Origin of the sequence: uncultured Roseobacter sp. (assembly GCF_947496515.1) — a bacterium.
Lineage (GTDB): Bacteria > Pseudomonadota > Alphaproteobacteria > Rhodobacterales > Rhodobacteraceae > Roseobacter.
Genome location: NZ_CANMDB010000017.1, coordinates 1 through 25,191 on the forward strand (window position 1 = coordinate 1; position 25,191 = coordinate 25,191).

At 63.3% G+C, this 25,191-nt stretch carries 25 protein-coding genes; 13 read left to right on the forward strand and 12 right to left on the reverse strand.

Features of this window, described 5'->3' with window-relative positions; translation table 11 throughout:
- Positions 1 to 290: 290 nt before the first annotated feature.
- Both Q1A53_RS20815 and trxB read right to left on the reverse strand, forming a co-directional pair.
- Positions 291 to 1,610 (reverse strand): cytochrome P450, encoded by a 1,320-nt coding sequence (locus tag Q1A53_RS20815; RefSeq protein ID WP_299970399.1) that lies wholly within the window; start codon positions 1,608 to 1,610, stop codon positions 291 to 293.
- 399 nt (positions 1,611 to 2,009) lie between these two features.
- The gene (trxB, locus tag Q1A53_RS20820; protein ID WP_299970402.1) at positions 2,010 to 3,011 is read right to left on the reverse strand and encodes a thioredoxin-disulfide reductase; all 1,002 of its coding nucleotides are present in this window, start codon (positions 3,009 to 3,011) and stop codon (positions 2,010 to 2,012) included.
- A 198-nt stretch (positions 3,012 to 3,209) separates the two neighbouring features.
- Between trxB and Q1A53_RS20825 the strand changes: the two genes are divergently transcribed.
- Complete coding sequence (locus Q1A53_RS20825; protein ID WP_299970404.1) at positions 3,210 to 3,710, forward strand: Lrp/AsnC family transcriptional regulator; 501 nt, start codon at positions 3,210 to 3,212, stop codon at positions 3,708 to 3,710.
- A 24-nt stretch (positions 3,711 to 3,734) separates the two neighbouring features.
- Here the strand turns inward: Q1A53_RS20825 and pgeF are convergent, their stop codons facing one another.
- The 3 genes from pgeF to lgt are packed head-to-tail and all read right to left on the reverse strand — an operon-like array spanning position 3,735 to position 6,420.
- Positions 3,735 to 4,490 (reverse strand): peptidoglycan editing factor PgeF, encoded by a 756-nt coding sequence (gene pgeF, locus Q1A53_RS20830; RefSeq protein ID WP_299970409.1) that lies wholly within the window; start codon positions 4,488 to 4,490, stop codon positions 3,735 to 3,737.
- Positions 4,487 to 5,545, reverse strand: a complete 1,059-nt coding sequence (locus Q1A53_RS20835; RefSeq protein ID WP_299970412.1) for an SAM-dependent methyltransferase — start codon at positions 5,543 to 5,545, stop codon at positions 4,487 to 4,489. Before Q1A53_RS20835 ends, pgeF begins: the two co-directional genes overlap by 4 nt.
- Positions 5,542 to 6,420, reverse strand: a complete 879-nt coding sequence (gene lgt, locus Q1A53_RS20840) for a prolipoprotein diacylglyceryl transferase (RefSeq protein ID WP_299970415.1) — start codon at positions 6,418 to 6,420, stop codon at positions 5,542 to 5,544. The genes Q1A53_RS20835 and lgt overlap by 4 nt, the downstream gene beginning before the upstream one ends.
- A 94-nt stretch (positions 6,421 to 6,514) precedes the next feature.
- Here lgt and Q1A53_RS20845 point away from each other — a divergent pair, with 94 nt between their 5' ends.
- From Q1A53_RS20845 to Q1A53_RS20865, 5 genes are all read left to right on the forward strand, one after another.
- A complete protein-coding gene (locus Q1A53_RS20845; protein ID WP_299970418.1) occupies positions 6,515 to 6,757 on the forward strand; it encodes an accessory factor UbiK family protein in 243 nt (80 codons plus the stop codon).
- Positions 6,758 to 7,052: 295 nt separating this feature from the next.
- A complete protein-coding gene (locus Q1A53_RS20850; RefSeq protein WP_299970421.1) occupies positions 7,053 to 7,553 on the forward strand; it encodes a YbjN domain-containing protein in 501 nt (166 codons plus the stop codon).
- Positions 7,554 to 7,590: 37 nt separating this feature from the next.
- Positions 7,591 to 8,406: a pyrroline-5-carboxylate reductase gene (proC, locus tag Q1A53_RS20855; protein ID WP_299970422.1), complete on the forward strand. Its 816-nt coding sequence runs from the start codon at positions 7,591 to 7,593 to the stop codon at positions 8,404 to 8,406.
- The gene (locus Q1A53_RS20860; protein ID WP_299970425.1) at positions 8,399 to 8,737 is read left to right on the forward strand and encodes a tRNA-binding protein; all 339 of its coding nucleotides are present in this window, start codon (positions 8,399 to 8,401) and stop codon (positions 8,735 to 8,737) included. The genes proC and Q1A53_RS20860 overlap by 8 nt, the downstream gene beginning before the upstream one ends.
- Before the next feature lie 11 nt (positions 8,738 to 8,748).
- Positions 8,749 to 9,687, forward strand: a complete 939-nt coding sequence (locus Q1A53_RS20865) for a D-glycerate dehydrogenase (protein WP_299970428.1) — start codon at positions 8,749 to 8,751, stop codon at positions 9,685 to 9,687.
- 64 nt (positions 9,688 to 9,751) lie between these two features.
- On the opposite strand, the gene Q1A53_RS20870 is transcribed toward Q1A53_RS20865, so the two are convergent.
- On the reverse strand, positions 9,752 to 10,000 hold the full coding sequence (locus tag Q1A53_RS20870; RefSeq protein WP_299970431.1) for a hypothetical protein: 249 nt from the start codon (positions 9,998 to 10,000) through the stop codon (positions 9,752 to 9,754).
- Positions 10,001 to 10,232: 232 nt separating this feature from the next.
- Entirely contained in the window at positions 10,233 to 10,823 is a 591-nt protein-coding gene (locus Q1A53_RS20875; RefSeq protein ID WP_299970434.1) for a thymidine kinase, read from the reverse strand.
- A 366-nt stretch (positions 10,824 to 11,189) separates the two neighbouring features.
- On the opposite strand from Q1A53_RS20875, the gene Q1A53_RS20880 reads away from it, so the two are divergent.
- The 5 genes from Q1A53_RS20880 to Q1A53_RS20900 all read left to right on the forward strand — a co-directional run bounded on the left by Q1A53_RS20880 (position 11,190) and on the right by Q1A53_RS20900 (position 16,897).
- Positions 11,190 to 12,254 carry an aromatic ring-hydroxylating dioxygenase subunit alpha gene (locus Q1A53_RS20880; protein WP_299970436.1) on the forward strand — a complete coding sequence of 355 codons (1,065 nt, stop codon included), beginning with the start codon at positions 11,190 to 11,192 and terminating at the stop codon, positions 12,252 to 12,254.
- A gap of 35 nt (positions 12,255 to 12,289) precedes the next feature.
- Complete coding sequence (locus tag Q1A53_RS20885; protein ID WP_299970439.1) at positions 12,290 to 13,495, forward strand: ABC transporter substrate-binding protein; 1,206 nt, start codon at positions 12,290 to 12,292, stop codon at positions 13,493 to 13,495.
- Positions 13,496 to 13,570: 75 nt separating this feature from the next.
- The gene (locus Q1A53_RS20890) at positions 13,571 to 15,430 is read left to right on the forward strand and encodes an ABC transporter permease (protein ID WP_299970442.1); all 1,860 of its coding nucleotides are present in this window, start codon (positions 13,571 to 13,573) and stop codon (positions 15,428 to 15,430) included.
- A complete protein-coding gene (locus Q1A53_RS20895; RefSeq protein ID WP_299970445.1) occupies positions 15,427 to 16,203 on the forward strand; it encodes an ABC transporter ATP-binding protein in 777 nt (258 codons plus the stop codon). Before Q1A53_RS20890 ends, Q1A53_RS20895 begins: the two co-directional genes overlap by 4 nt.
- Positions 16,196 to 16,897 carry an ABC transporter ATP-binding protein gene (locus Q1A53_RS20900; RefSeq protein WP_299970448.1) on the forward strand — a complete coding sequence of 234 codons (702 nt, stop codon included), beginning with the start codon at positions 16,196 to 16,198 and terminating at the stop codon, positions 16,895 to 16,897. Before Q1A53_RS20895 ends, Q1A53_RS20900 begins: the two co-directional genes overlap by 8 nt.
- Before the next feature lie 104 nt (positions 16,898 to 17,001).
- Here the strand turns inward: Q1A53_RS20900 and Q1A53_RS20905 are convergent, their stop codons facing one another.
- Positions 17,002 to 18,600, reverse strand: coding sequence for a gamma-glutamyltransferase family protein (locus Q1A53_RS20905; RefSeq protein WP_299970451.1), 1,599 nt, complete (start codon positions 18,598 to 18,600; stop codon positions 17,002 to 17,004).
- A 133-nt stretch (positions 18,601 to 18,733) separates the two neighbouring features.
- On the reverse strand, positions 18,734 to 19,810 hold the full coding sequence (locus Q1A53_RS20910; RefSeq protein WP_299970454.1) for a DUF2793 domain-containing protein: 1,077 nt from the start codon (positions 19,808 to 19,810) through the stop codon (positions 18,734 to 18,736).
- 247 nt (positions 19,811 to 20,057) lie between these two features.
- On the opposite strand from Q1A53_RS20910, the gene Q1A53_RS20915 reads away from it, so the two are divergent.
- Entirely contained in the window at positions 20,058 to 20,531 is a 474-nt protein-coding gene (locus tag Q1A53_RS20915) for a FecR family protein (protein ID WP_299970457.1), read from the forward strand.
- Entirely contained in the window at positions 20,528 to 22,342 is a 1,815-nt protein-coding gene (locus Q1A53_RS20920; RefSeq protein WP_299970459.1) for an adenylate/guanylate cyclase domain-containing protein, read from the forward strand. The genes Q1A53_RS20915 and Q1A53_RS20920 overlap by 4 nt, the downstream gene beginning before the upstream one ends.
- Before the next feature lie 2 nt (positions 22,343 to 22,344).
- On the opposite strand, the gene Q1A53_RS20925 is transcribed toward Q1A53_RS20920, so the two are convergent.
- From Q1A53_RS20925 to Q1A53_RS20935, 3 genes are read right to left on the reverse strand one after another with little or no spacing between them, the layout of a single operon-like run.
- Positions 22,345 to 23,124, reverse strand: coding sequence for an IclR family transcriptional regulator (locus tag Q1A53_RS20925; RefSeq protein ID WP_299970462.1), 780 nt, complete (start codon positions 23,122 to 23,124; stop codon positions 22,345 to 22,347).
- Between the two features lie 20 nt (positions 23,125 to 23,144).
- The gene (locus Q1A53_RS20930; protein WP_299970465.1) at positions 23,145 to 24,503 is read right to left on the reverse strand and encodes a TRAP transporter large permease; all 1,359 of its coding nucleotides are present in this window, start codon (positions 24,501 to 24,503) and stop codon (positions 23,145 to 23,147) included.
- A complete protein-coding gene (locus Q1A53_RS20935; RefSeq protein WP_299970468.1) occupies positions 24,503 to 25,171 on the reverse strand; it encodes a TRAP transporter small permease subunit in 669 nt (222 codons plus the stop codon). The genes Q1A53_RS20930 and Q1A53_RS20935 overlap by 1 nt, the downstream gene beginning before the upstream one ends.
- Positions 25,172 to 25,191: the final 20 nt, after the last annotated feature.

The window sequence follows — 25,191 nt, forward strand, 5'->3', positions numbered from 1 at the left end:
CAGATCTGCCGCGGGGTCAGATCCCAACTCGTCAAATCCCCCGCCTCCAACTTCAGCTTCTGAGCCGAATCAGAGGAAACGTAGAGTTCAGAGATGGGGGAAAGATTGGATGCAGTCATGAATTCACTCGCGTCATATCAAAAGGTGCCGGCACCCTCCCCCCAAAGGTGCATCGAGCGGCCCATAGCGCGTATGCGGTGCGGCTTTCAAGCACGTTCTGACCGCGTCAAGCGGGGGCTCCGGCCAATCTCCGCCAGTCCCCGCTTGCACGGAAGTGTGACGTGTCGCGGTCAGATCCGGTCTAGGATCACCTGCAACCCGCCTTTGGGTTTCGGGATAGGCATGCGCTGCCACTCGGGGCGCGCACCTGCCAGCCTGACGCGTCTGCTCCGCAGGAGTGTCGCCACAAAGAGCTTCACCTGCAGCGTGGCGAAGTGCATTCCAATGCACTTATGCGCCCCGCCGCCAAAGGGGCTCCAGGCAAATTTGTGGCGCTGATCCTCGGCCCGGTCGGGCGCGAAACGATCCGGGTCGAAGGCGGTAGGGTTGGTGAAATAGGTCTCCGACAACATAGTCACCCCGGGATTGAGCGACAGCGACGTGCCCGCGGGGATCCGGTACCCCTGCCAGTCGAAGTCCCGCGTCGCCCTGCGCGGAATGAAAGGCACCGGCGGGACCAGCCGCAAAGCCTCGCGAAAAACGTTGTTGGTCTGGCGCATCTGCCCCAGGGCGTCCTCGTCCAGCGGTCTGTCACCCAGGCTTGCCACCTCCTGCGCCAGCCGGTCCTGCCACTCGGGGTGGCTCGCCAGCGCCTCGATCATGACCGAGAGCGAGGTGGCGGTGGTGTCATGGGCGGCCATGATCAGCAGGTTGAACTGATCAAGAATCTGGTCTTCGTCCCAGCCCTGTCCGTTCTCATCCGTCGCCGCACACATCCGGGAGAAGAAGTCATCACCTCCGTGCGCGCGCCGTTCGGGGATCAGCTTGCGGAACGCCTCGCGCAGGAAATCGCGCCCGCGCACCCCGCGCCACATGGGCGTGAAGGGGATGGCCTGACGGATCGGCGTGATCGAGGCGCGGATCTCGTCCTGAATGGCCCGGTTGACCTGCTGTGCCAGCGGCCCGTCGAGCGGCAGCCCCATGAAGACAGCACCGCCGAGGCGCAGGGTCAGCGCCTTGATCGCCTTGTAGAAACAGAATGCCTCGCCGTCAGGCCAGCGATCCAACAGCTCGGTCATCGCCCCTGTCATGCGCAGCCGGTAGTCGCGGATCGCCTCGGCGCGAAAGGCGGCCTGCATGATCCGGCGATTGGCGCGGTGGTGCTCGAAATCCTGCAGGAGCAGACCGCCCGGGTAGATCCGCGCCAGCGCGTCCCATCCGCCTTCGGAGGAAAAAAGCCCTGTCCGGTCCAGCAGCACCCGCTCCAACGCATCCGCACCGCAGAGGTTCACGCGCCACACTCCCAGCATGTTGGTCTTGTAGACCTCGCCGTAGCGCCGGATGTACTCTGCCTGAGTGCCGTAGCTGTCGCGCGCAATGGCGAAGGTGTGACCGACAAGCGGCAGGGCAGGGGGGCCGGGAATATGCGCCAGAGCGGCCTTGGTGGGCATCGGTAAACCTCGCAGTTCGGGACAAGTGCCGTGCCTGAACGGGCACAATCGGCCTTATCCCGAGGTGAAGTGAGAACCTTCTTAAACCACCGTTCTCTGATGAGCCGGGGCGCGCAACACGCCCCTTGATGCAGGACCGTTCATTCTGCGCCGTCGGTCGCAACGATTTTTCCATCGGCGCGGAGCATCTGAGGGCAAATGGCGCCTTTACGGTGAGCAGATGCGCCCGTGCTGAGAGAGGAGATCCGACAAGAAATACCAAACCTCACAGCCCGCCACTCCAACAGTCCACGCTGACCGGTCGCCAACAAGCGAGGACCAGTCCGGAGCAATCACCCGATATCCTGTGAGGTCGCCGTTCAAGCGGCGGGTATCACCTGGCCTCAGCCAAGGCACCGGTTACTCCGCCGCGCTGCTGCCTATTTCTGCCCCGTAGCCCAGCGGCAGCGAGGTTTCTTCGCCTGCGGTCTCTGCCAGGAAACGCTCGGCCTCCAGCGCTGCCATACAGCCCATCCCCGCGGAGGTGACCGCCTGGCGGTACTTGTGATCTGTCAGATCGCCCGCCGCGAAGACACCCGGGATGGAGGTCTCCGTGCTGTCGGGCTTGGTCACCACGTAGCCGCCCATATGGGTTTCCAGCACGTCCTTGACCAACTCGTTGGAGGGCGCGTGGCCGATGGCGATAAAGACACCCTTGGCGGCGATCTCGGTGATCTCCCCGGTCTGGGTGTGGCGCAGTTTCACCCCCTCCACGCCGAGCGGGTTTTCCGTGCCCGTCACTTCCTCCAACTCGTGGAACCACAAAGGCTCGATCTTGGGGTTTTTCATCAGTCGGTCGATCAGGATCTTTTCGGCGCGCAACTCGTCGCGGCGATGCACCAGCGTCACCTTGGAGGCGAAATTGGTCAGAAAGAGCGCTTCTTCCACCGCCGTGTTGCCACCGCCAACCACCACGATCTCCTGACCGCGGTAGAAAAATCCATCACAGGTGGCACAGGCCGACACGCCAAAGCCCTTGAATTTCTCCTCCGACGGCAGCCCTAGCCATTTGGCGCGCGCGCCGGTGGCAAGGATGACCGCATCAGCCATATAGGTGGTGCCGCCGTCACCCTTGGCCGTAAAGGGGCGCTGTCCGAGATCCAGATCGGTGATGATGTCGCCGATGATCTCCGTGCCCATGGCCTTTGCATGCTCTTGCATCCGTATCATCAAATCGGGGCCCTGCACCTCCGTATCGCCGGGCCAGTTCTCGACCTCCGTTGTGGTGGTCAGCTGGCCGCCGGGTTCGATCCCCTGCACCAAAACGGGGTTGAGCATTGCGCGACTTGCATAGACCGCCGCGGTGTATCCCGCCGGACCGGAGCCGATGATCAGTACCTTCATGTGCCGTGTCTCGGACATATGCGCGCCCTCCGTTGATATCGCTGCAGCCATCGACATATATAGCGAGGCGCGACCTGCTGGAACCCCTTCTCACCGCGCATTTATGCAATCAAGAGTTGCGCGCACTTCAAGTGTCCGAAAGGATCTTGCGCTTTGGCGAAACAATATTGCGCATCCGTCGGGTCATGTTATAACAACCGAAAAATCGGGGGATATATGGGCATTACACGACTCGATCCGATCGATCGAAAGATTCTCGCGGAACTTCAGGCGGATGGTCGGATGACCAATGTGGAGCTGGCCAAGCGGGTCGGCATCTCTGCGCCGCCCTGTCTGCGCCGGGTCCGCACTCTCGAAGAGGCGGGCTACATCCGCGGCTACCACGCCGATGTGGACGCGCGCGAGCTTGGCTTTGAAGTGCAGGTTTTCGCCATGGTCGGGCTCGCCAGTCAGGCGGAGGCGGATCTTGCCGCCTTCGAGGATCGCTGCCGCGCCTGGCCCCTGGTGCGCGAGTGTCACATGCTCAACGGCGAGGTGGATTTTATCCTGAAATGTGCAGCGCCTGATTTGTCGAGCTTTCAGCGATTCCTGACGGGTGAACTGTTGACCACACCAAATGTGGCGAGCGTCAAGACATCGCTGGTTATCCGCGGCGCAAAGGACGAACCGGGCGTGCCGTTCGAGGTGATCGAAGAGCAGTTGCAGACGACCGCCTGACAGCAGACGGCAGTTCAACGGCGGTCACAGTGTGATGGCCGCGATCAACCTGCCATAATCAGCTTCCTGTGCATGGGTTGCACGGCGAAAGGAATAGAACCGGTCCGCATCCGCATAGGTGCAATGGCGTGTCCACTCGGCTGACGTAATCCCTGCGTTGCGCAACCGGCTCAGTCCGAAACCCGGAAGATCGAAATGCATGCGGTCTGCCTTGCCGCCCGCAAAGAAACGTGCATTGTCGGGGTCGGTGGCGATGAAGATCTCAAAGAACTCCGGCCCCACTTCATAGGCTCTTTGCGAGATGCTGGGGCCGATCACCGCGCTGATGCGCGCACGTTCAGCACCCAGATCGCACATGGCATCCACCGTTGCGTCGAGCACCCCTTCAAGCGTGCCGCGCCAGCCTGCATGGGCCGCGCCAATCACACCAGCCTCGAGATCTGCGAACAGGACGGGCTGGCAATCCGCGGTCAGCACTGACAGCGCCAGCCCCGGTGTGGCGGTGACCATGGCATCGGCCCGGGGCTTTTCGGCCAGCGGTTCTGAGACGGTGATGGCGCAGGGAGAATGGACCTGATGCACGCCGAGCAGGTGGTCGGCGGGCACGGACATCGCCTCAGCCACGCGGGCGCGGTTGATGGCGACGATCTCAGACTGGTCAGAGCTTCCCACCCCGCAGTTGAGCCCCGCGAACACGCCCGACGACGCGCCCCCCCGGCGGGTGAAGAAACCGTGCCGCAGGGGCGACAGCGCGTCACAGGTCAGTATCTCAAGCGTCATACGTCAAGCCCGGGCGGCGGGCCGCTGCCAATCGCGAACAGCCCCATTACTTTGAACAGGTTTCCCATTTCCGCCGGGTGCGTCAAGCGCCGATGTGCCGCGATATGGGCGGTGAGGGCGTCTCCGCTCAGCTGCGCTGCGAGCTTTTGCGCGCGCTGCGTCAGACCGAGCCGTTCCAGAAAGACACCCTGAGGGGTCAGGCGCGTGTACTGGCAGGGGGCGGCCTCCGCCAGCGCTTCGAAATCCACGTGCGCGGTCAGATCGGCGTGTCCCGGATCTGCCAGCGGGTCCGTGGGCGCGTGGCCACGCAGGGCCTGAAACGTGTCGCCCCGGCTTTGCCAGTCTCCGTAGTCGATGATCAGGCCCGCACCGCCATGGGCTGCGATCCGGCTGCCCAGCTCATGCAGGATCGGCCCGGCAGCCGCCGCAATCTCGACCACCTCGCCCGGGGCGGTGTGGGCAAAGCGCTGCTCCAGCGCCGGTTGCGGCAGCGCCGGGCCCTGGCCGAACGTCAGGGCGCCATCTTTCAGGCCTACCTGCGTTTCGCGCCAGTGGGTCACGTCGCGGGTGAACTGGCGGATGGGCAGCGCGTCGAAGAACTCGTTGGCGGTAACGAACAGCGCCTGATCGGGCAGTGCCGCCACATCGCGCAGGTATCGGACGGGGTATTCAGAGAGAAGCTCGCGCTGTTGTTCTGCCAGCTTGTCCGAGGCTTCGATCAGCACGATTTCCGCCGCGGCATGAAAACCGGGAACGCGTCGTGTGGCGCGCAGCATATCGGCCATGAGCGTCCCGCGTCCCGGACCCAGATCGGCCAGTGTAAAGCGCGCAGGCGCCCCCTGATCCTGCCAGCTTTGGGCGAGGCAAAGACCCAGCAACTCACCGAACATCTGGCTGACCTCAGGCGCTGTGATGAAATCGCCCTTGGCGCCAAAAGGCATGCGCGTCGTGTAATACCCATGCTCCGGGTGCAGCAGACATTCCGCCATGTAGTCCGCGAGCGATATCGGCCCGGTCGCGGCGATCCGAGCGATCAGCAGATCCCGCAGGCTCATGCCCGGGCGCGGCTGATCAGCCACAGCCCCAGCAGGATCATCGGTAGCGACAGGATCTGCCCCATTGTCAGCCCCCAACCGCCCACGTGCCAGGCCAGCCCCAGCGGATTGCCGGCGGTGACGAACTGCGCATCGGGCTGGCGCAGGAATTCCACCGCAAAACGCGCCGCACCGTAGCCCGCAAAGAAGGTGCCCGCCACCAGCCCGGGCGTCCTGAGCGCGCCCGCACGCCAGACCAGCCAGATCAGCAGCCCGCCCAGCAGCAGCCCTTCCAGCCCGGCCTCATAGAGCTGCGAGGGGTGGCGGGCGCAGATGCCGATGACATCGGGGCAGTCTTGGGCCGCCGCCGTTGGAAAAGCCACGCCCCACGGCAGATCGGTGGGTCGTCCCCAAAGCTCGGCGTTGATGAAATTTGCAATCCGACCCAGCAGCAGCCCCGGTGGCACGCCAAGCGCCATGATGTCAGCCGCGCTCAGCCGCGGGATCTGGTGTTTCCAGGTGTAGATCAGCCCCGCCACGACAACCCCCAGCATGCCGCCGTGAAAGGCCATGCCCCCTTGCCAGACCGCCAGGATCTCACCCGGGTTCTGCAGGTAATAGCCGGGTTGATAAAAGGCCACGTAGCCAAGCCGCCCGCCGAGGATCACCCCGATGATCACCCATGTGAGCAGATCCTCGATCTGCGCCTTTTGCATCACGGGCGTCTGACCGGGCCAGAGCTGCGGGCTCTGCACGGCGCGGACCACCAGCTGCCAGCCCGCGACTATGCCCACGATGTAGGCCAGCGCGTACCACCGTAGCGCGAATTCCATACCAAAGAGCGAGATCGAGAAGATCTCGGGCGAGATGTCGGGGAAGGGCAGCATCGCGAGCATGGCGCCTCCTTTCCTGCGCGCGGCAGGGGAAGTCAACCTTGCAGCGCGGCCCTTTGCGCACCATATAGAAGTTGTGAACAGCCGGAGGCGAGCGATGCAGACCCGCAACAAGATCTTTGACGATATTTCGCAGCTCATGACCAATGCGATGGGTGTGGCGCAGGGTGCGCGCGACGAGGCCGAGACGGCGATGAAGGGCATGGTGGACCGCTGGCTGGCGGACCGCGACTTCGTCACCCGTGAAGAATTCGATGCGGTGCGCGCCATGGCACAGAAGGCCCGCGAGGAGAATGAGGCGCTGAAGGCGCGGCTCGATGCGCTTGAGGCAAAGGACTGAGCCAAACTCAGTGCTGCAAGACGACGGGCGCGTGGCATGGCTGCGCGCCTTTTTCGTTGCGATTTGGTTAAGGCGGGCGTGCGTCCGTTAACGCTTGGCGACATTTCGCGCTCTATTGCCGTTCATCCACAACTTATTGAGGGTCCCTACCAGAATAGGGGTTGCCAGACGCTCCCGAGCGTCCCACCATATCTTGTACGGACCAGGGGGATCGCCCCGGTCTGTAGTGTAGGCACCTAGCATTTGGGGGCCACTTCGGGCCCACATCGCTAGAGTGATAAAAAGAGGTGGCACCATGGCCCTTTCCGAGCAGTATCTGGAAGATGACATTCACCCGATCGACATTGTCGAGCATCTCGCCGCGCACCACGAATGGGATTTCGACCGCATTTCCGACGAGCAGATCGCCATGGCCGTCGAAGGCCAGTGGAGAACCTATTCGCTGACGCTGGCATGGTCGGCCTATGATGAGACGCTGCGGTTGATCTGCACCTTCGATATGGAGCCGCCCGCCGACAAGCTGCCCGATCTTTACGACCTGTTGAACCAGATCAACGATCAGTGCTGGGCAGGCGCCTTCACCCATTGGGACGAACAAAAACTGATGGTCTACCGCTACGGCCTCGTTCTGGCTGGCGGTCATGTAGCCAGTGCGGACCAGATCGACACCATGATCGGGGCCGCCATCATGAGTGCGGAGCGGTACTATCCGGCGATGCAACTGCTGGTCTGGGGCAATCAGACCGCATCCGAGGCATTGCAGGTCGCTATTGCAGAGGCTTACGGGCGCGCGTAACTCTATTTCCGACCTGGGGATAGAAAGGGCGGAGCCGATGAAAGACAGTCGCATCGCGCAGGGCGGGCTGGTGTTGCTGGGCTGTGGCAAGATGGGCTCCGCCATGCTTGCCGGTTGGCTCGCCCGCGATTTGCCGCCCCAGGCCGTTTGGGTGGTGGACCCCAACCCGTCGGACTGGCTGCGCGGTACCGGGGTCCATCTCAACACCGAACTTCCTGAGACACCCGCGCTCGTGCTGGTGGCCGTGAAACCACAGATGATGGCCGAAGCGCTGCCGACACTGCGCGCCATGGGCAACGGGCGGACCGTCTTTGTCAGCGTCGCCGCGGGCATCACCATCGGTGGGCTTTCGGCGATCCTCGGCGCGCAAACCCCCATTGTGCGGGCCATGCCCAACACACCGGCCGCGATCTCGCAGGGCATCACGGCCATTGTCGGCAATGATGCGGCAGGCACGCAGGCGCTGGAGGAGGCGGAGACCCTGCTGAGCGCTGTGGGCGACGTTATCCGCCTGACCGAAGAAGCACAGATCGACGCGGTCACCGGTGTCAGCGGATCGGGTCCCGCCTACGTTTTTCACATGATTGAAACCATGGCTGCCGCAGGCGTCGCCGAAGGGTTGCCCGAGGAGGTGGCCTTGCAGCTGGCAACGGCAACCGTTGCGGGGGCCGGTGCGCTGGCCGCGGCGTCGGATGAGGGGCCAGATGTGCTGCGGCGCAATGTGACCTCGCCCAACGGGACCACTCAGGCCGCGCTGGAGGTGCTGATGGAGCCGCAGTCAGGCTTCCCCGCGCTCCTGCGCCGTGCGGTCGGCGCCGCTGCCGACCGCTCCCGGGAGCTGGCCAATGGATAACATCAGCTTTGATGACTTCCTGAGAGTAGACATCCGTTGCGGCACTGTGACCCGCGCCGAGGCCTTCCCAGAGGCGCGCAAACCGGCCATCAAGATGTGGATCGACTTTGGCCCCGAGCTGGGCGAGCGCAAGACGTCCGCTCAGATCACGGCGCATTACACGCCAGAGGCGCTGATTGGCCGGCAAGTGCTCGCCGTTGTCAACTTCCCGCCGCGTCAGATCGGGCCTTTCATGTCCGAGGTGCTGGTGCTGGGTTTGCCGGACGCTGAGGGAGAGATCGTGCTGGCGCGCCCGGATCACGATGTGCCTGAAGGAGGGCGGATGCATTGACCAAGGTTTTCATGGCCAGGCCCTTGCCGGAAGAGGTTCAGACCGCGGCGAAAGCGCTCTTTGATGTCACAGTCCGCCAGGACACCGGACCGCTCACCGAGGCGGAGATGGCGACTGCGCTTACCGACTACGATGGGGTGATCCCTACCTTGGGCGATCTCTTCAGCGCCGAGATTTTCGCGGCACACCCCAACCCGCGCTGCCGCATCCTCGCAAACTTTGGCGTCGGTTTTAATCACATTGATGTGGGCGCTGCGCGACAGGCCGGAATCGTGGTGACAAACACGCCGGGTGCCGTGACGGATGCCACGGCGGACGTTGCATTGACGCTGATGCTGATGAGCGCGCGCCGCGCGGGCGAGGGCGAGCGTTTGCTGCGTGCGGGTCAGTGGGAGGGGTGGCATCCGACGCAACTGCTCGGCATGCATCTTGGGGGCAAGACGGTCGGTATCGTCGGGCTGGGCCGGATCGGTCAGGCCATTGCGCGCAGGTGCCATTTTGGCTTTGGGATGAATGTCGCCTATCACAGTCGCTCTCCCAAGTCGCTGGACTTTCCCGCCGTGGCCAAGGAAAGCCTCGTCGCGCTTGCTGAGGCGGTCGATGTTCTGGTGGTGGCTGTGCCGGGGGGAGACGAGACTCACCACCTGATTGATGCAGAGGTGCTGGGCGCCATGCGGGCCAGTGCACATCTGATCAATATCGCCCGCGGCAATGTCGTCGAAGAAGCTGCGCTAATCAACGCGCTGGCACTGGGTCAGATCGCTGGTGCAGGGCTCGATGTATACGAGTTCGAACCCAAGGTGCCCGAGACGCTGATTGCCATGGAAAACGTGACTTTGCTGCCACATCTGGGGACCGCGGCGCTGGGGGTCCGTGAGGAAATGGGGCTGATGACAGTCAAAAATCTCGACGCGTTCTTCAAAGACCAGCCCGTGCCCAATCCGGTATGATGCTCAGTCCTGCGTCGCGGCAGGGCATGCTTCAGACGTGGCGGATGGGCTGAGCCCTGCTGTATCAAACCTCCGGTGCATTTGGGTTGGGCAGCAGCGTCTTCTCGCTCGGTGTGCGGTCCCAGCTTGGGTCGTTTCGCTTGATCCTGCGGGAGATGACATAGGAGATCGGCCAAGATGCGACAATCGAGGCTGCTGCGCCTATGACCACTGGCCAGACTGAGTAATAGCCCATGACAAAGGCGGGGATAACGATGGCGCCGGTGATGACGGCGCCGACCATGAAGGTCAGTACGATGCTCAATCTGTCCATCTCTTTGCTCTCCTGATTCTGCACTGCGATAGGATAACGGCCAGAGGCGCGCAGAGGTTCCGCAGCGGCTGGATCTCGCAGAGCGGACGTCGGCAAGGGGCGAAAGGCCTTCGAAGGCCTTTTCGCGCCCAGGCTGAGAACGCGCACGCGGGATGGCTCGACGCGCTTTAGCGGACCCTGATCCATCCTTCGTGTCGTCTGGAGCCGGGCGGCCCCACCGGTTCCACGGCGATCAGCTGTCCGGCCGGTCGCCGACCGCTTCCCGCCAATGGACACGGCAAAGCGACACGTAGGTCTCGTTACCGCCGATCTGCACCTGCGCCCCGTCCATGACAACCTTGCCCGCGCCGTCGCGGCGCACGACCATCGTGGCCTTTTTCCCGCAGTGGCAGATGGTGCGCACCTCGCGCATCTCATCGGCCAGCGCGAGCAGCGTTGCCGAGCCGGGAAAGAGCTTGCCTCGGAAGTCCACCCTCAGTCCAAAGCACATCACCGGGACCGAGAGATCATCGACCACGCGGGCAAGTTGCCAGACCTGTGCTTCGGTCAGAAACTGCGCTTCATCCACAAAGGCGCAGGCGATCGGTCCTGCCTGCTGTCTTGCGGCGATCTGCGCAAAGAGATCGCTGTCCCGCTCGAAGGTATCGGCCGCATCGTCGATACCGATGCGCGACGCGATCCGTCCGGCCCCCGCCCGATGGTCCAACCGTGCGGTCAGCAGATAGGGCTCCATCCCGCGTTCGCGGTAGTTGTAAGCGGCCTGCAGCAGGACGGTCGATTTGCCCGCGTTCATGGTTGAGTAGTGAAAATAGAGCTTGGCCACGGCGCGCCGACCTTTCTGTTCGTGGCCTCTGGTCCGTGCATGCAGTCAGCCAAAAGCCTAGAATGTCTAAGTAGCGCTCCCGGACGGTGGGATAAACCAGGAAAAGTAACCTTGATCCGGCTACTTCCTTGTGACGCCGGAACACGACAGCGGGCCGGGCGCTCCCAGGGCGGCGGCTGGATCTTTGACAAATAGCGATATGCCTGCGCCTGCCGTACAGGGCGGCAGGCGAGGCTCTGAACTGAACTTCGGCAGTCCGGGCGAAATCCGAAAAATGTTTGCATGCAAATGAAAAAACGATTGACACAAAGCGATCCGATGCGGCTCACTTTGGTCATTCGTTAACGAGACGGGGGCGTTCGCTGCATGAGTTTTGTTCGAAACGCCTGGTATGTTGCCGGGTGGTCAAAAGACTTTGGCACCAGCCTGCGCGCGGTTGAGATTACGGGCCAGAATCTGGTGCTGTTTCGCGAAACGACGGGCACGTTGCGCGCGTTGGAGGACCGCTGCCCGCACAGGTTGCTGCCGCTCTCCAAGGGCAAGCGGATCGGCGATACCATCCAGTGTGGCTATCACGGCATGACCTTTGACGGCACCGGCCAATGCGTCCGCGTGCCCGGCCAGCAGAACACGCCGCAAAGCGCTTATGTCGAGACCTTCCCGGTGGAGGAACGCCACGGCGTGGTCTGGATCTGGATGGGCACGCCGGCGCTTGCGGATCCGGACGATATCTTTGATCTGCCGCAGTTCTCGCAACCCGGCTGGCATTTGCACCACGGCGACGCCCTGCATATCCGCTCGCACTACCTCAACGTGGCGGAGAACCTCGTCGATCCGGCACATGTGAGCTTTGTGCACCCGACCACCCTGGGCAATGCGGCGTCGGAGAACGTGCCGGTGCATGTGTCCACCAGCGGCGCGGTGATCTCTGCCTGGCGATGGATCCGCGATGCGCCACCCATCGGCTTTTTCCAGAAGTTCGGCGGGTTTGACGGCAACGTGGACCGCTGGCACTATTACGATCTGCATTTGCCGTCGACGGCGGTGATTGATTTTGGCAGCATTGACACCGCGCTGGCGTGCTCGGAGGAGGACCGCAACAGGGGCGTGCGCGTCTTTGCGCTGCATTTCGTAACACCTGTGAATGAGCATCATACGATTGATCACTGGATGCACCTGCGCAACACTGAACCGGGAGAGGAGGCCGCCGCACAGATGGACGGGATGTTCCGGCAGGCCTTTGCCGAGGACAAGGAGATCCTGGAGGCGGTACATGCAAATGAACAGCGCCCGCAGCGCCGCCGACCCATCCGCATTGCCATTGACAAGGCACCCACCGTCTACCGCAAGCGCATCCGCGACCTGATCGCCGCCGAGGCCACCGAAGATCTGGGCGAGGCCGTCGCTCCCAGCTTTATCCAACACGACTGATCAACGGTCGGGACATCACAGACAGAGAGGACACCATGAAACGCAAGACATTCCTGAGAGGGCTCGCGGCGGCTGCCGCGCTGGTTGCCCTGCCGCTGCCCGCGCTCGCCCAAGACACCATCAAGATCGGCGAGATCAACCATTACAAGCGCATGGCGGCCTTTGCAGGGCCCTACAAGATGGGGATCGAGCTGGCCGTGGAAGAAGTCAACGCCGCGGGCGGTGTGCTGGGCAAACCGCTGGAGTTCATCTTTCGCGATGATCAGGGTGAGCCCGGCGAGGCCGTCAAGATCGCCGAAGAGCTTATGACCCGCGAGGGCGCGGTGATGCTGACCGGGACGATCCTGTCGAACGTCGGTCTGGCGATCTCGTCCTTTGCGGGCGAAAAGGGCTATGTCTACCTCGCCTCCGAGCCGCTGGCCGACAGTCTGGTCTGGGCACAGGGCAATGCCTACACCTTCCGGCTGCGGTCCTCGACCTACATGCAGGCGGCGATGTTGGCAGAGGCCGCTGCCAAGACGGATGCAGTCCGCTTTGCCACCATCGCGCCCAACTATGCCTATGGCAAGGACGCGGTCGCGGCCTTCAAGGAGAACCTGCTGAGGCTCAAGCCAGAGGCAGAGTTTGTCGCCGAGCAGTGGCCCGCGCTCTTCAAGATCGACGCGGGCGCCGAGGTGCAGGCGCTGGAGCGCGCCAAACCCGATGCGATCTATAACGTCACCTTCGGCCCCGACCTGGCGAAATTCGTGCGCGACGGCACCGACCGCGGTCTGTTCGAAGGGCGGAATGTCTACGGCCTGCTATCGGGCGAGCCCGAGTACCTCGACCCACTGGGTGATGAGGCACCCGAAGGTTGGACCGTGACCGGTTTTCCCTGGTATGATCTGAACGACGGCCCCGCGGGCGATTTCGTCGCCGCCTATCAGGCCCGCTATGACGACTACCCGCGCCTTGGCTCCATTGTCGGGTACATGACCGTTCAGTCCATTGCCGCGGCACTGGAACGCGCAGGTTCCACCGAGACGGAGGCCATCCGCGAAGCCTTCGAAGGGCTGGAAGTGGCCAGCGCCATGGGCGACATCACCTTCCGCGAGATCGACAACCAGTCCACCATGGGGGCATATGTGGGCGCCACCGCGCTGCAGGACGGCAAGGGTGTGATGGTCGATTGGGAATACAAGGACGGCGCGAATTACCTGCCATCCGATGAGGAAGTGCGCGCACTGCGGCCCTCGCAGTAACGCTGACCGCCCCTCGATCACGTGCAGCACGCCTCCGAGCGTGCTGCCTCCTGTCGCCCCTAACCTCGGATACCCATGGAATTCTTTGTCGCGCAGATACTGACAGGGCTGGCCAATGCCAGTTCGCTGTTCCTCGTGGCCTGTGGGCTGTCGCTGATTTTTGGTGTCACGCGGATCGTGAATTTCGCCCACGGCAGCCTCTATATGTTGGGGGCCTATACCGGCTACACCTTCATGCAGGTGCTGCCGGGGGCCGTGGGGTTCTGGACGGCGATCCTGCTCGCCGGGCTGACCGTGGGGCTCATCGGCATGCTGGTGGAGATGCTGGTGCTGCGGCCCGTCTACCGCGCGCCGGAGCTCTTTCAACTCGTCGCGACCTTCGGCGTGATCCTCGTGGTGCAGGATCTGACGCTGATGATCTGGGGGCCGGAAGATCTGCTCGGTCCGCGCGCCCCCGGCCTGCGCGGTGTCTACCGGATCATGGGCGAGCCCATCCCGAAATACGACATCGTGCTGCTGATCCTCACCCCTTTCGTGGCGCTGGCCCTGTGGTATCTGATCGCCCGTACAAGGGTCGGCGTGCTCGTCCGTGCCGCGACGCAAGACCGCGAGATGGTGGGTGCCCTCGGCGTCAATCAGGCGTGGCTGTTTACGGGCGTCTTCGCCCTCGGCTCGGCACTCGCCGGCCTCGGTGGCGCGCTGCAACTGCCCAAGGGCGGTGCCGACTTGCTGATGGATTTCACCATCCTCGCGCCCATCTTCGTCGTTGTCGTGATCGGTGGAATGGGCTCGCTGCCGGGGGCGTATCTCGCCGCGATCCTTATCTCCGTCCTCAATGTCTTTGGTGTGACCTACCTGCCGCAATCCACACTGGTGCTGATGTATGTGGTCATGGTCGTGGTGCTGATGATCCGCCCCTACGGTCTGCTGGGCCGCGAGGAAGTTGCGGGCGAGCATGGTCAGGTGGGCGAGCCGGAAACGCCGATCAAGCCTGCCTCCGGTCCGGTGCGTCTGATGGTGATTGCGGGGCTCGCCGTGCTGGCGCTGGTGCCGGTCTTCGGCTCGACCTTCGCGCAGGTGCTGCTGACGGATATCGTGATCTTTTGTCTCTTCGCGGCAAGCCTCCACTTCCTTTTGGGGCTTGGCGGGCTCGTGAGCTTCGGGCACGCGGCCTATTACGGCGGCGGTGCCTACATCGCGGCCCTGATGGTCAAACACGCGGGCAGCCCGATGGAGGCCGCTTTTCTGCTGGCACCCCTGGGGGCGGGGCTTGCAGCACTGGCCATCGGCTGGGTTTGCCTGCGGCTGACGGGTGTTTACTTCGCCATGCTGACGCTGGCCTTTGCGCAGCTGATCTGGAGCCTCGTTTTCCAGTGGGGCGAGGTCACAGGCGGTGACGATGGTATCGTCAATATCTGGCCCGCCGACTGGCTCAACGGCACCACGATCTATTACTATTTTGCGCTGGCGCTGTCCGTGGGCGGTATCATCGTCCTGCGTCACGTGGCCCATTCGCCTTTCGGCTATGCCTTGCGCGCCGCACGCGACAGCGCCCGGCAAGCCGAAGCGACCGGTATCGACACCCGCCGGGTGCAGCTGGTGGCCTTTGGCTTTGCCGGGATGATGGGAGGGGTGGCCGGGGGGCTCTTTGTCTTCTCAAAGGGCAGTGTCTTTCCCAACGAGTTGGAGATCGTGCGCAGCTTCGACGCGCTGATCGTGGTCTTCCTTGGCGGCGTCAAGACACTGGCGGGCGGTGTTGCAGGGGGCGCATTCTTCAAAGGTATCGAGGATCTGCTGACTCGGTTTGAATATTGGCGGCTGGTGATGGGTCTGTTGATCATCTTCGTGGTTATCGTGGCACCCGAAGGCATCGTCGGCTCCTTGCGCAAGGCAGCCAGCCGGCTTGGTATTCTCAAAACGGCAGAGCAGACATGAGTGCGGTGCTCGAGACCTGCGGGCTGACCAAGACCTTCGGCGGGCTGACCGCGGTGGATGATGTGAGCTTTACGTTGGCCAAGGCTGAACTGCTGGCGCTGATCGGACCCAATGGCGCGGGCAAGAGTACGTGCTTCAACATGCTGATGGGTCAGCTTGCACCCTCGGCCGGGGAGGTGCTGCTGGCCGGTGCGCCGATCACCGGCCTCTCGCCCCGGCAGATATGGCGTAAGGGGGTCGGGCGCACCTTTCAGATCACCGCGACCTACAGCTCCATGACGGTGATCGAGAACGTGCAGATGGCGCTGCTGTCGCACCACGGCGAAGTCTTCCGCTTTCTCACCTTCGCCCACCGGATGCACCGGGAGGAGGCACTCGCGCTGCTCGACATGGTAGGGATGGCCGAGCAGGCGGACCGGCACTGTGCCGTGCTGGCCTACGGTGATCTCAAACGGATGGAGCTGGCGATTGCGCTGGCGCACGAGCCGCAGCTGCTGCTGATGGACGAGCCCACCGCCGGGATGGCACCGCGCGAGCGGATCGCCCTGATGGAACTGACAGCCAAGATCGTCGCGGACCGGGGTGTCAGCGTGCTCTTTACGGAACACGATATGGATGTGGTCTTTGCCCATGCCCACCGCATTATGGTGCTGAACCGCGGTGCTCTGATCGCCGAAGGCTCCGCCGCTGAGATCCGGGGCAACCCGCTGGTGCAGGAAGTTTATCTGGGCGGTGGCACGGTCTTTGGCGCGGAGGAGACGGCGCATGCTTGAGGTCGAGCGCATCAACAGTTTTTACGGCAAGGCCCACGTGTTGCGCGATCTGTCCTTTTCTGCGCCGGGCGGTCAGGTGGTGGCGCTGCTCGGGCGCAATGGGGCGGGCAAGACCACGACAATTAAGTCGATCATGCAGCTTGTGCGCCCGGCTTCGGGGACCGTGCGTTTCGATGGCACACCGATCACCGGGCTGCCGCCGCACCGGATCGCCAAAATGGGGCTTGGCTACGTGCCGGAGGAGCGGCGCATCTTTACCGACCTGACCGTGGCGGAGAACCTGCTGGTGGGCCGTCAGCCGCCGCGCGCGGGGGCGCCCACCTGGACAGAAGACATGCTGTTCGATCTGTTTCCCAACCTCGCCGAGCGCCGCAACAACCGCGGCAAGGCACTGTCGGGCGGCGAACAGCAGATGCTGACGATCGCGCGGACACTCATGGGCAACCCGTCCGTCGTGCTGCTCGACGAGCCCAGCGAGGGCGTGGCCCCGGTGATCGTGGAGCAGATGGCACGAGTTATCCAGCAGCTCAAATCCGAAGGGCTGACAGTGCTCTTGTCCGAGCAGAACCTGCATTTCGCGCAGGCGGTGGCGGATCGGGCAGTGATCATCGAAAGCGGCGCGCAGGTTTATCACGGTACTTTGGAGGATCTGAAAGCGCATCCTGAAATCCGCGAGGCCTATCTGGCGGCCTGAGGTGCGCCGTATCCGACGGCAGCGCGGGTTACTGCGTCGGATTTGAGTTTATTTGGCAAGATGAAAGAGCAGGGCGGCGCGAGCGGACGCCGCGGGGTGCTGCGTCAGAAGCCCATTGCCGCGCCGTCCTTGCGTGGATCGGAGCCCGCCACATAGCCGCGGCCGCCGGACAGCCGGTGGATGAGCTGGGCGCCGCCGAAGCCAAAGGCATTGTCGGGCGCCTCGAGGGTGATCTGGTGGCCCATGGCGCGCAGGGTCTCGATGGTGGCGGGGGGAACAGTGGTTTCGCAGGCGACGCCGAGCCCGTCGGTCACCCGCCAGCGCGGTGCGTCCACAGCCATCTGCGGATCCTGGCCCCAGAGTTGGGTGCGGAGCACCATCTGCACATGCCCCTGAGCCTGCATCGGCCCGCCCATGACGCCGAAACTCATCTGCGGGCCGTCGGGGCCCATGAGAAATCCGGGGATGATCGTATGGAAGGGGCGCTTGCCCGGGCCCACGTGGTTTTGATGCGCGGGGTCAAGGCTGAAGCCCGCGCCACGGTTCTGCAGCGCCACACCGGTGCCGGGCACCACGACGCCAGAGCCGAAGCCTGCGTAGTTTGACTGTATGAACGATACCATCATGCCAGAGGCATCCGCCGCCGTCAGATAGACCGTACCGCCGTGCTTGGGCGCGCCTGCGCCGACATCCCGGGCCTTCGCCGGGTCGATTTCCCGCGCGCGCGTCGCCAGATAGCCGTCGTCCAGCAGGTCTTCCACTGTGATGCTTTTCATATGGTCCAGGTCTGCGACGTAGCTTTCGGCATCGCGCAGGGCCAGTTTCATGGCCTCGATCTGCAGATGCAGTGCTTGTGGGTCGTCTGCGTCCATATCGCGGATACCGGTTTGCGACAGGATGCCCAAGCCCATGAGGGCTGCGATGCCCTGCCCGTTGGGCGGGATCTCGTGCAGTGTTGTATCGTCGAAGGACTTTGCGATGGTGCCGCACCAATCTGGGCTATTGGCGGCGAGATCCGCTTGCGTCAGTGCTGCGCCATGTTCGGCAGCGAAAGCGGCAATCTCGGCTGCGATCTCGCCTTCGTAGAAGGCACGGCCCTCTGTCTCTGCAATCAGCCGCAGGGTGCGGGCGTGTCCGGGGCTTCGGAAGTACGCGCCTGCGCGGGGCGCGCGGCCCTCGGGCATGAAGGTCTCCGCAAATCCGGGCTGGCTGCTCAACTGTTGGGCTGCGCGGTGCCACAGGGTGGCGATGACGGGCGAGACGGGAAATCCGTTTTCCGCATAGCCGATCGCGGGCTCAAAGAGCGTCGCAAAGGCCAGTTTGCCGAAGCGTCTGGACAGCGCTGTCCAGGCCGAGACCGCGCCCGGCACGGTGACGCTCTCCCATCCATGAAAAGGCATCGTGTCATGGCCTGCGAACCGCTCCGGCGTCCAGCCCGCTGGGGAGCGGCCGGAGGCGTTGAGCCCGTGCAGCGCGGTGCCGTCCCACAGGATCGCGAAAGCGTCCGAGCCGATGCCGTTGCCCGTTGGTTCCACCACTGTCAGGGTGATCGCTGCCGCAAGGGCTGCGTCTGCCGCGTTGCCACCCTGTGCCAGCATCCGCACTCCTGCCTGAGCGGCCAGAGGATGGGATGTCGAGACCAGATTGTCCGCTGCAACAGCCGAGCGGCGCGAGGGGTAGGGGTGATGCGAACGCAGATCCATGGCGAAACCCTTTATGTGCGTGCGGCGGGGCAATCCCCCGCCGTTTGAGCCGTGCCATGGTTTGGTGTCATCCGACCGCTCAGGTCAAGCAGTCAGCCGCATCTTTCCGGATCGATTGCCGCTACGGGCGGCCTTAACCGACCTTGTAGCCCCAAAAGACGGTCTGGTCGGCCATGAAGTAGCCGTCCTGATCCCGCAGCTGCCCTTGCAATTCGACCGTGTCGCCTTCGGAGAGCAGCACCATCGCCTGGTTCTGAAGCGTCGTGCGCTCCGACACATGGGGGCCGGTCTGCTCCACCAGGGAGCCGCTGACCGTGTCGCTGCCGTTGAGCAGGAAGCGCCCGCGCAGCCGCGCCTGATCCGAGTTGTTCTGTTTGAACGTCAGGGTCGCGCCAAAGACATAGCTGCCCGCAACGGGCGCTGTGAACTGATTGGTGCCGGGGTCAAAAGCGCTCTGATCGTTGAAGGCAGCGTCATTGATGCCGACGGTCGTCCAGATATCTGCAGCCGTATAGTTGTCGAAGTTCGTGGCGGCCTTGAACCGCGGCAGGTTGGGCTGATCCACGATGCCTGTGGCGACATCGACCACGAGTCCGTCCTGAAAATCGACCCCGTTGGCCGAGGTGGCGAGGCGCAGATTGTCGTTGCCGAAAAGACCCAGCAGCCCGCGCGTGGCAAAATCTTTCTGAAAGACGAAACCGGTATCGTCGCGCGACCGCTCCTTGTTGAAGGTGGAGATCAGATTGCCATCGCCACCGTCCGCCCGGTAAAGCGCTGTCCAGAGCGCGGCATTCAGTTTGGCCGCAAAGGGCGCCGTGGGCTGGGAGGTCATGCCCAAACCGAACCCTTCGATGTCCTGCAGTTCCGCGCTGTCGAGGTCAATCCAGTCGGTGCCGTCAAAGACGACCATCGTCTCGCGCGCGCTCACATAGGCGCGCCAGCCGCTCTTGGGCTCGAAATACTGCCATAGTCCGTTCTCAAAGAGCGCCAGACGTCCTTCCTGCCCGGACCACACGCCCAAGGCCGCATCGCCCACGATATGGCGGTCGCCTTCCTCCGAGACACCGGGCGGCTCAGACTGGTCATCGGTCAGAACTCCGAGCTGCGTGAGCACATCGAGAATGCGCAGGGCCTCGTTGTGAGTGACATGCTTTTGGGCCTGGCTAGGCTGGATAAAGGGCAAAGACAGGCAGCTGGAGGTATCGGCCATTGGAATTCCCATGCGAAGGTTTTGATCGGCGCCAAACTGTGGCAAACAGATTGCGCGCGGCTTAAACCACCGCGCGGTGGCTGGAGTTTCCCGGCGGTATCTCTGGTGAAGACACCGTGAGCAGGGTATTGGAGGGCGTCCCCGAACGGCTTTACATGGCGCCTCGCGCAGCGGCGCCGATAAATCTGCAGAAAGTTGGTTTATGAATGTACTTCAGATATTTCCGGTCGTTTTGGCACTCTTGGTTTTGGCTGGGACAGGCGCTGCCCCTGCGCAGACCCTGCCGGGCTGCAGCGTCGTGGCCGTGGCAGAGCCACCGCGCGAGGTGCTGTCTTGTACATCCGGCATCACGCTGGATCTGGAGGCAGCGACGGAGCTTGGCTTTGTCTCTCCCCAAGAGGACGGCCCGCCCCAGATCATCGAGCTTGAACGGGGCGGGGCGCTGATCGAGGTCGCACCGGGCGTCGCGCGCCCGCAGGTTCGCACGCCGCATGCCATCGCGGCGGTACGCGGGACGGTCTATGCGCTGGATGTGACGCCCACGGGGACGTCGGTGTTCGTGATCGAAGGGGAGGTCATGGTGGCGCGCAGCACCCGCTCCGACACACGCGTGCTGCTGGGTGCCGGGGAGGGTGTGGATGTCAGCGATGATACCCCCTTGATCGTCCGGCAATGGGGCGCCGCGCGCGTGCAGGCTTTGCTGGCCCGCTTCGGGCGATGAGGCAACAAGCCCTGACCGTTGCGCTGGCGGCATGTGCCGCGACGCTCTGGGCATGGGTTGTGATCAACCCGCATCTGGCCGCCGAACGCAGCCTGACCGATCCGGCGGAGGCAGCACTTCTCGACCTTCGGTTTCGCATCGCGGGCACTGTCACCCCGCCGGAGGATGTGGTGATCGTCGCGATAGACGATGCGACCATGGCACAGGCCGCTCAGGTGGGCGCGCCGCTACGGTCGATGCTCGCGCGGACGATCACGGCGGTCGCGGCTGCCTCCCCGGGGGCTATCGGTCTCGACGTTATTCTGGCTGACCCCGGCGAGGCGCGCGCGGATCAGGCCCTGTCAGAGGCGCTCGCATCCGCTCCGGTGATCATCGCCGCGGCAGGCCGGTTTTCGGGTACAGGGCCCGGTGTCGCGCAGCCAGCGGAGGTCCTGCGCCCGGATGCCCGGTTTGCCGAAGCCGCTGAGGTCGGGCTGGTCAATCTGTCCGTCGACACAACCGGGGTGCCGCGTCACCTGCCGGTGGTCTTTCGAACAGACCACGGGATTGAGCCCGCCTTTGCGCTGCGGCTCGCGGCCCGATTTATCGGGCAGGAACCGGCCATCTCTGCGGGAGGGCTGGAGCTGGGCGCGACCCGGGTTTCGCTCGACGACGGGTTCAGCATGCCACTGCGTCTGATCGGCCCCCGCGGCAGCGTGCCCACGTATTCCGCGGCCGCCGTTCTCCGAGGTGAACAGACCGCGGCACTGACCGGCAAGATCGTGATCGTTGCCATCACCGCAACCGGGTTCGGCGACCGGTTCACGACGCCCTACGGTGAGAGTGTTCCGGGGGCGGAGGTGCTGGCCACTGCCGTCTCGCAGCTGTTGGGTGGTCCAACGCTGCGCCGTGATGAGATGACACGGCGGGTCGATGCGGTTGCCAGCGGTGTCATCGCCGTCCTGATCAGTGGGCTGCTGCTGATACTGCCGCTTTCCCTGGGCGCTCTTCTTGCCACGGGCGCGCTGGCCACGTGGATGGCGGTGGTAGGTTGGGCCTTTGCCCAAGGCATCTGGCTCAGTGCGGCTGTGCCTTTGGCCAGCGGTGCTCTGCCCTTCGTGCTCTGCGGCGTGCTTCGGTATCTGATCGAGCGGAGGAGAGCGGCGCAGGTGTCCCGCTCGCTGGCCGCCGTCAAACTCTTTCAGGCGCCTGCCTTGGCCGAAAGAATCGCGACTGATCCCGACTATCTCAAGACTCCCGTCGCCTGCCGCGTTGCGATCCTCTTCATTGATCTGAGCGGCTTTACGCGACTTTCCCAGCAGCTGGGTCCTGAGGCGACCCAGGGTCTGCTTAAAAGGTTCCACGGGGCGATTAGTTCAGCGGTGGAGGCGCAATCGGGCGTTGTCCTGGACTACATGGGTGACGGTGCGCTGGCAGTTTTTGGCCTGACGGAGGCAGCTCAGCCCTGCGCAGATCAGGCCCTCGCTGTGGCCTTTGCCTTGCGTGAAAACGCGCGCGCTCTCGGCCCCGGTGACACAGCGCTTCGATGCCGGATCGGTCTCCACTATGGCGCGGTGGTTCTGTCGCGGCTGGGCGGTGCACGACATCAGCAGGTCTCCGTTGCGGGGGACAGTGTCAATCTGGCCAGCCGGTTGCTGGAGATCGCCAAGCACCACAGCGCGGACGTGGCCGCAACGGCGGAGCTGATGACCGCGCAGACCTCGGCGGGCGGCACGCCTGCAGACAGGATCGAAACGGTGCCCGTGCGCGGGCGGGACGGCGAAGTAACAGTTCATTTCTGGATGAACCGGGATCAGACCGCAGCAGCGTAACCTCAGCTGTTGACCAGTTCGCTCAGGCTGGCGGCTGCGGCTTTGAGATCGTCCAGATGCTTGGTCAGCGATCCGATATCGTGCCGCTGCATGGGCGCATGGACCGACAGCGTGGAGACCAGGCGCTTTTGCCGGTCCGTAACCGGGACGGCAATCGCAACCATGTCCTCCATCAGCTCCTGATTGTCGGTGGAATACCCGCGTTTGCGCGTTGCTTCTATTTCGGCTTTCAGAGCCGCTTTGTCAGTGATGGTGCCGGGCGCTTGCACCTCCAGCTTGGCCGCGTCGAGGTAGCGATCAAAATACACCGGTCGCAGTGACGACAGATACATCTTGCCGCTGGCCGTGCAATAAAACGGCACCTGGCTGCCGACCGGTAACTGGATACGGAGCGGCCAGTGGGTTTCGACCCGGTCGAGGTAGATCATCCCGTCCCGGTCAGGGGTCGCGATATTGCAAGTTTCCCCGATCCTCTCTGCAATGGCCCGCAGGATCGACAGCCGAACTGTGCGGATACGCTGAGAGGAGACGGTGTTGACGGCCAGTTGCCGCAGCCGGGGGCCGGGACCGTAGGAGCGGCCATCGATGTCGCGCTGCAGGAACCCCGACGCCTCGGCGGTGTTGAAAAGCCGGTGCAGCGTTGGCTTGGGCAGGTTCAGTGTGTCTTTGAGAGCGGTTGGCGTCACCGGTACCCCGGCGCGCGCAACCTCTTCAAGCAGGACCAGCAACCTTAGATTGGTCGGGATCTGGCCCTGCGGGTTTGGAGGAGAATCCTCTGGCATTGGCATTCCTGTTTGTGCGTCTACTTACCTGGCACCAAGAACAGCGCCAAGTCTGGTACCAAGGCTACAAGAATCCAAGTTGCCATCAATGCGACAAGATACATTGTCGAATATCTGAGCAACCGGAAATAGGGCACGCCCGTCACACCTGACGCCACGTAGAGGTTCAACCCGTAAGGCGGCGTGATGAAGCCGATAGAGGCTCCGACCAGGAAGATCACCGCAAAGTGGATCGGATCCACACCGACGCTTGCCGCAATTGGTGCGAGGATCGGCGCGAGGATGATTGTCACCGGCAGAGATTCCAGAACCATCCCCGACACGAACACGATGACCATCGCCGTCGCCAGAACCGCGTAGTAGCCGCCCATCGAGGTGACGAAATCGCCGATCACCTGCTGTGCACCCAAAAGCGACAGGATCTGCTGCATGACCACGGAAACCGCAATCAGCGGTGCCAGGATGCCGGTGATCTGGGCCGAGCGGACAACGATGCTGGGAATTTCCGGCAGCGTAAAACCGTCCACCAGCAGCATCTCGCCATAGCTCTTCTGATCCCAGGTCTTGTCATCCCGGATGCGGAACAGTCGGCTGAGCCCCCAGCTGACCAGACCTGCGATCACGCCAAAGCCCACGGTGACGCCCGCGGCCTCGGTCGGGGAAAACTTGCCCGTGTAGATGCCCCAGAGCACCAGGAAGATGGCGAAGAAGCCCAACCAACCGCCAAGGCCCGTCTTGAAAATCCGCGTCGGGTTGATGGCGATCAGATGCCCCCAGCCGTTGCGGCTACAGACGATCCAGCAGGTCAGCATCATCGCGAGAACCATCAAGGAGCCCGGAATGATGCCGGCGATGAACAACTCGCCCACTTCAAGCTGAAGCAGGAAGCCATAGACGATGAAGATGATCGACGGCGGGATGATGATCCCCACGGTACCACCCGCGGCCGCCGTAGCCGCCGAGAAGCGTTCGTCATAGCCGCCTTTGACCATTTCGGGATGCAGCATGGAGCCGATGGTCGCCGTGGTGGCGGAGTTCGACCCGGAGATCGCGGCGAAAAGCCCGCAAGCCCCGATGGAGGCCATGGCAAGCCCGCCGCGCAGCCACCCCAGACAGGCGTAGGCAAAGTCCGATAGTCGTTTGGCGATCCCCGATTTGTTGATAAGGTCACCCGTCAGAATGAAAAGCGGCATGGCAAGCAGCGCATAGCCCTTGTTGAACACGTTCAGAAGCTCTGCGCCCATGTTGTCGAGGGTGAGCCCCAAGACGAACGAACAGCCGATGACCCAGTAGGCGATCACCAGAAGGACCGGCACACCCAGCATGAACAACGCGGTAACGCCGAGTGAGATCAGCGTGATGATGGTTCCGTCAGCCATTATGTGTCTCCCCCGATGACCGCTTGTTCGATCAGCGGTTCACCCGCGCGGTATTTCTGCAAATCTTCGATGATATTCTCGATCGCGCGACCGGCGATCAGGACCGCGGCGATGGGCGCGGAGACGAGGAACCACCACTGCATGGTGTTGTCGGTGCCCAGCACGATCTGAAAATTGGCGGCAGAGTTGGCAGCAACCCGGCAGGTCGTGACAAACAGGATGAGCGCAAACCCCAGCCACAGCAGAAAATCGAGAAAGAGGCAGGTCAACTGGCCTGTCGGCCCCATCTTCGTGCGGAACTCCGAAAAGCTCAGATGCGTGCGCAGCCGGATATTATAGGCGGCGCCGAACCAGGCCATGATCATGAACAGGAAAGGGGGGATTGTCGTGGACCAGGGCCATTGGCTGTTGAAGATGAAGCGGTCGATCACCGCCCAGAAGATAATGAACCCGATCGCCAGATAGGAGGCCACCATGATCGTTCGTTCGAGATGGCGGTCAAGGAGTGGTATCGCGCGATAGAGCAGCGAGACCGCGAACCCCAGTACGATCATGGTCAAGGCGCCGAGATACCAGATGCCATTCGGTCGGAGCGCACCCGAGATCTCAAAGCTGTCCTGCGTCGCGAGAGCCGATATAATCGCTCCAATTTCAGAAAATGTCGACAAACCTTGTCCCTCCCGAAAGG

Excerpts from the sequence above, each read along its gene's own strand:
- Q1A53_RS20815 (WP_299970399.1), bottom strand. The coding sequence starts at position 1,610 with ATGCCCACCAAGGCCGCTCTGGCGCATATTCCCGGCCCCCCTGCCCTG.
- trxB (WP_299970402.1), bottom strand. The coding sequence starts at position 3,011 with ATGTCCGAGACACGGCACATGAAGGTACTGATCATCGGCTCCGGTCCG.
- Q1A53_RS20825 (WP_299970404.1), top strand. The coding sequence starts at position 3,210 with ATGGGCATTACACGACTCGATCCGATCGATCGAAAGATTCTCGCGGAA.
- pgeF (WP_299970409.1), bottom strand. The coding sequence starts at position 4,490 with ATGACGCTTGAGATACTGACCTGTGACGCGCTGTCGCCCCTGCGGCAC.
- Q1A53_RS20835 (WP_299970412.1), bottom strand. The coding sequence starts at position 5,545 with ATGAGCCTGCGGGATCTGCTGATCGCTCGGATCGCCGCGACCGGGCCG.
- lgt (WP_299970415.1), bottom strand. The coding sequence starts at position 6,420 with ATGCTCGCGATGCTGCCCTTCCCCGACATCTCGCCCGAGATCTTCTCG.
- Q1A53_RS20845 (WP_299970418.1), top strand. The coding sequence starts at position 6,515 with ATGCAGACCCGCAACAAGATCTTTGACGATATTTCGCAGCTCATGACC.
- Q1A53_RS20850 (WP_299970421.1), top strand. The coding sequence starts at position 7,053 with ATGGCCCTTTCCGAGCAGTATCTGGAAGATGACATTCACCCGATCGAC.
- proC (WP_299970422.1), top strand. The coding sequence starts at position 7,591 with ATGAAAGACAGTCGCATCGCGCAGGGCGGGCTGGTGTTGCTGGGCTGT.
- Q1A53_RS20860 (WP_299970425.1), top strand. The coding sequence starts at position 8,399 with ATGGATAACATCAGCTTTGATGACTTCCTGAGAGTAGACATCCGTTGC.
- Q1A53_RS20865 (WP_299970428.1), top strand. The coding sequence starts at position 8,749 with ATGGCCAGGCCCTTGCCGGAAGAGGTTCAGACCGCGGCGAAAGCGCTC.
- Q1A53_RS20870 (WP_299970431.1), bottom strand. The coding sequence starts at position 10,000 with ATGGACAGATTGAGCATCGTACTGACCTTCATGGTCGGCGCCGTCATC.
- Q1A53_RS20880 (WP_299970436.1), top strand. The coding sequence starts at position 11,190 with ATGAGTTTTGTTCGAAACGCCTGGTATGTTGCCGGGTGGTCAAAAGAC.
- Q1A53_RS20885 (WP_299970439.1), top strand. The coding sequence starts at position 12,290 with ATGAAACGCAAGACATTCCTGAGAGGGCTCGCGGCGGCTGCCGCGCTG.
- Q1A53_RS20890 (WP_299970442.1), top strand. The coding sequence starts at position 13,571 with ATGGAATTCTTTGTCGCGCAGATACTGACAGGGCTGGCCAATGCCAGT.
- Q1A53_RS20895 (WP_299970445.1), top strand. The coding sequence starts at position 15,427 with ATGAGTGCGGTGCTCGAGACCTGCGGGCTGACCAAGACCTTCGGCGGG.
- Q1A53_RS20900 (WP_299970448.1), top strand. The coding sequence starts at position 16,196 with ATGCTTGAGGTCGAGCGCATCAACAGTTTTTACGGCAAGGCCCACGTG.
- Q1A53_RS20905 (WP_299970451.1), bottom strand. The coding sequence starts at position 18,600 with ATGGATCTGCGTTCGCATCACCCCTACCCCTCGCGCCGCTCGGCTGTT.
- Q1A53_RS20910 (WP_299970454.1), bottom strand. The coding sequence starts at position 19,810 with ATGGCCGATACCTCCAGCTGCCTGTCTTTGCCCTTTATCCAGCCTAGC.
- Q1A53_RS20920 (WP_299970459.1), top strand. The coding sequence starts at position 20,528 with ATGAGGCAACAAGCCCTGACCGTTGCGCTGGCGGCATGTGCCGCGACG.
- Q1A53_RS20925 (WP_299970462.1), bottom strand. The coding sequence starts at position 23,124 with ATGCCAGAGGATTCTCCTCCAAACCCGCAGGGCCAGATCCCGACCAAT.
- Q1A53_RS20930 (WP_299970465.1), bottom strand. The coding sequence starts at position 24,503 with ATGGCTGACGGAACCATCATCACGCTGATCTCACTCGGCGTTACCGCG.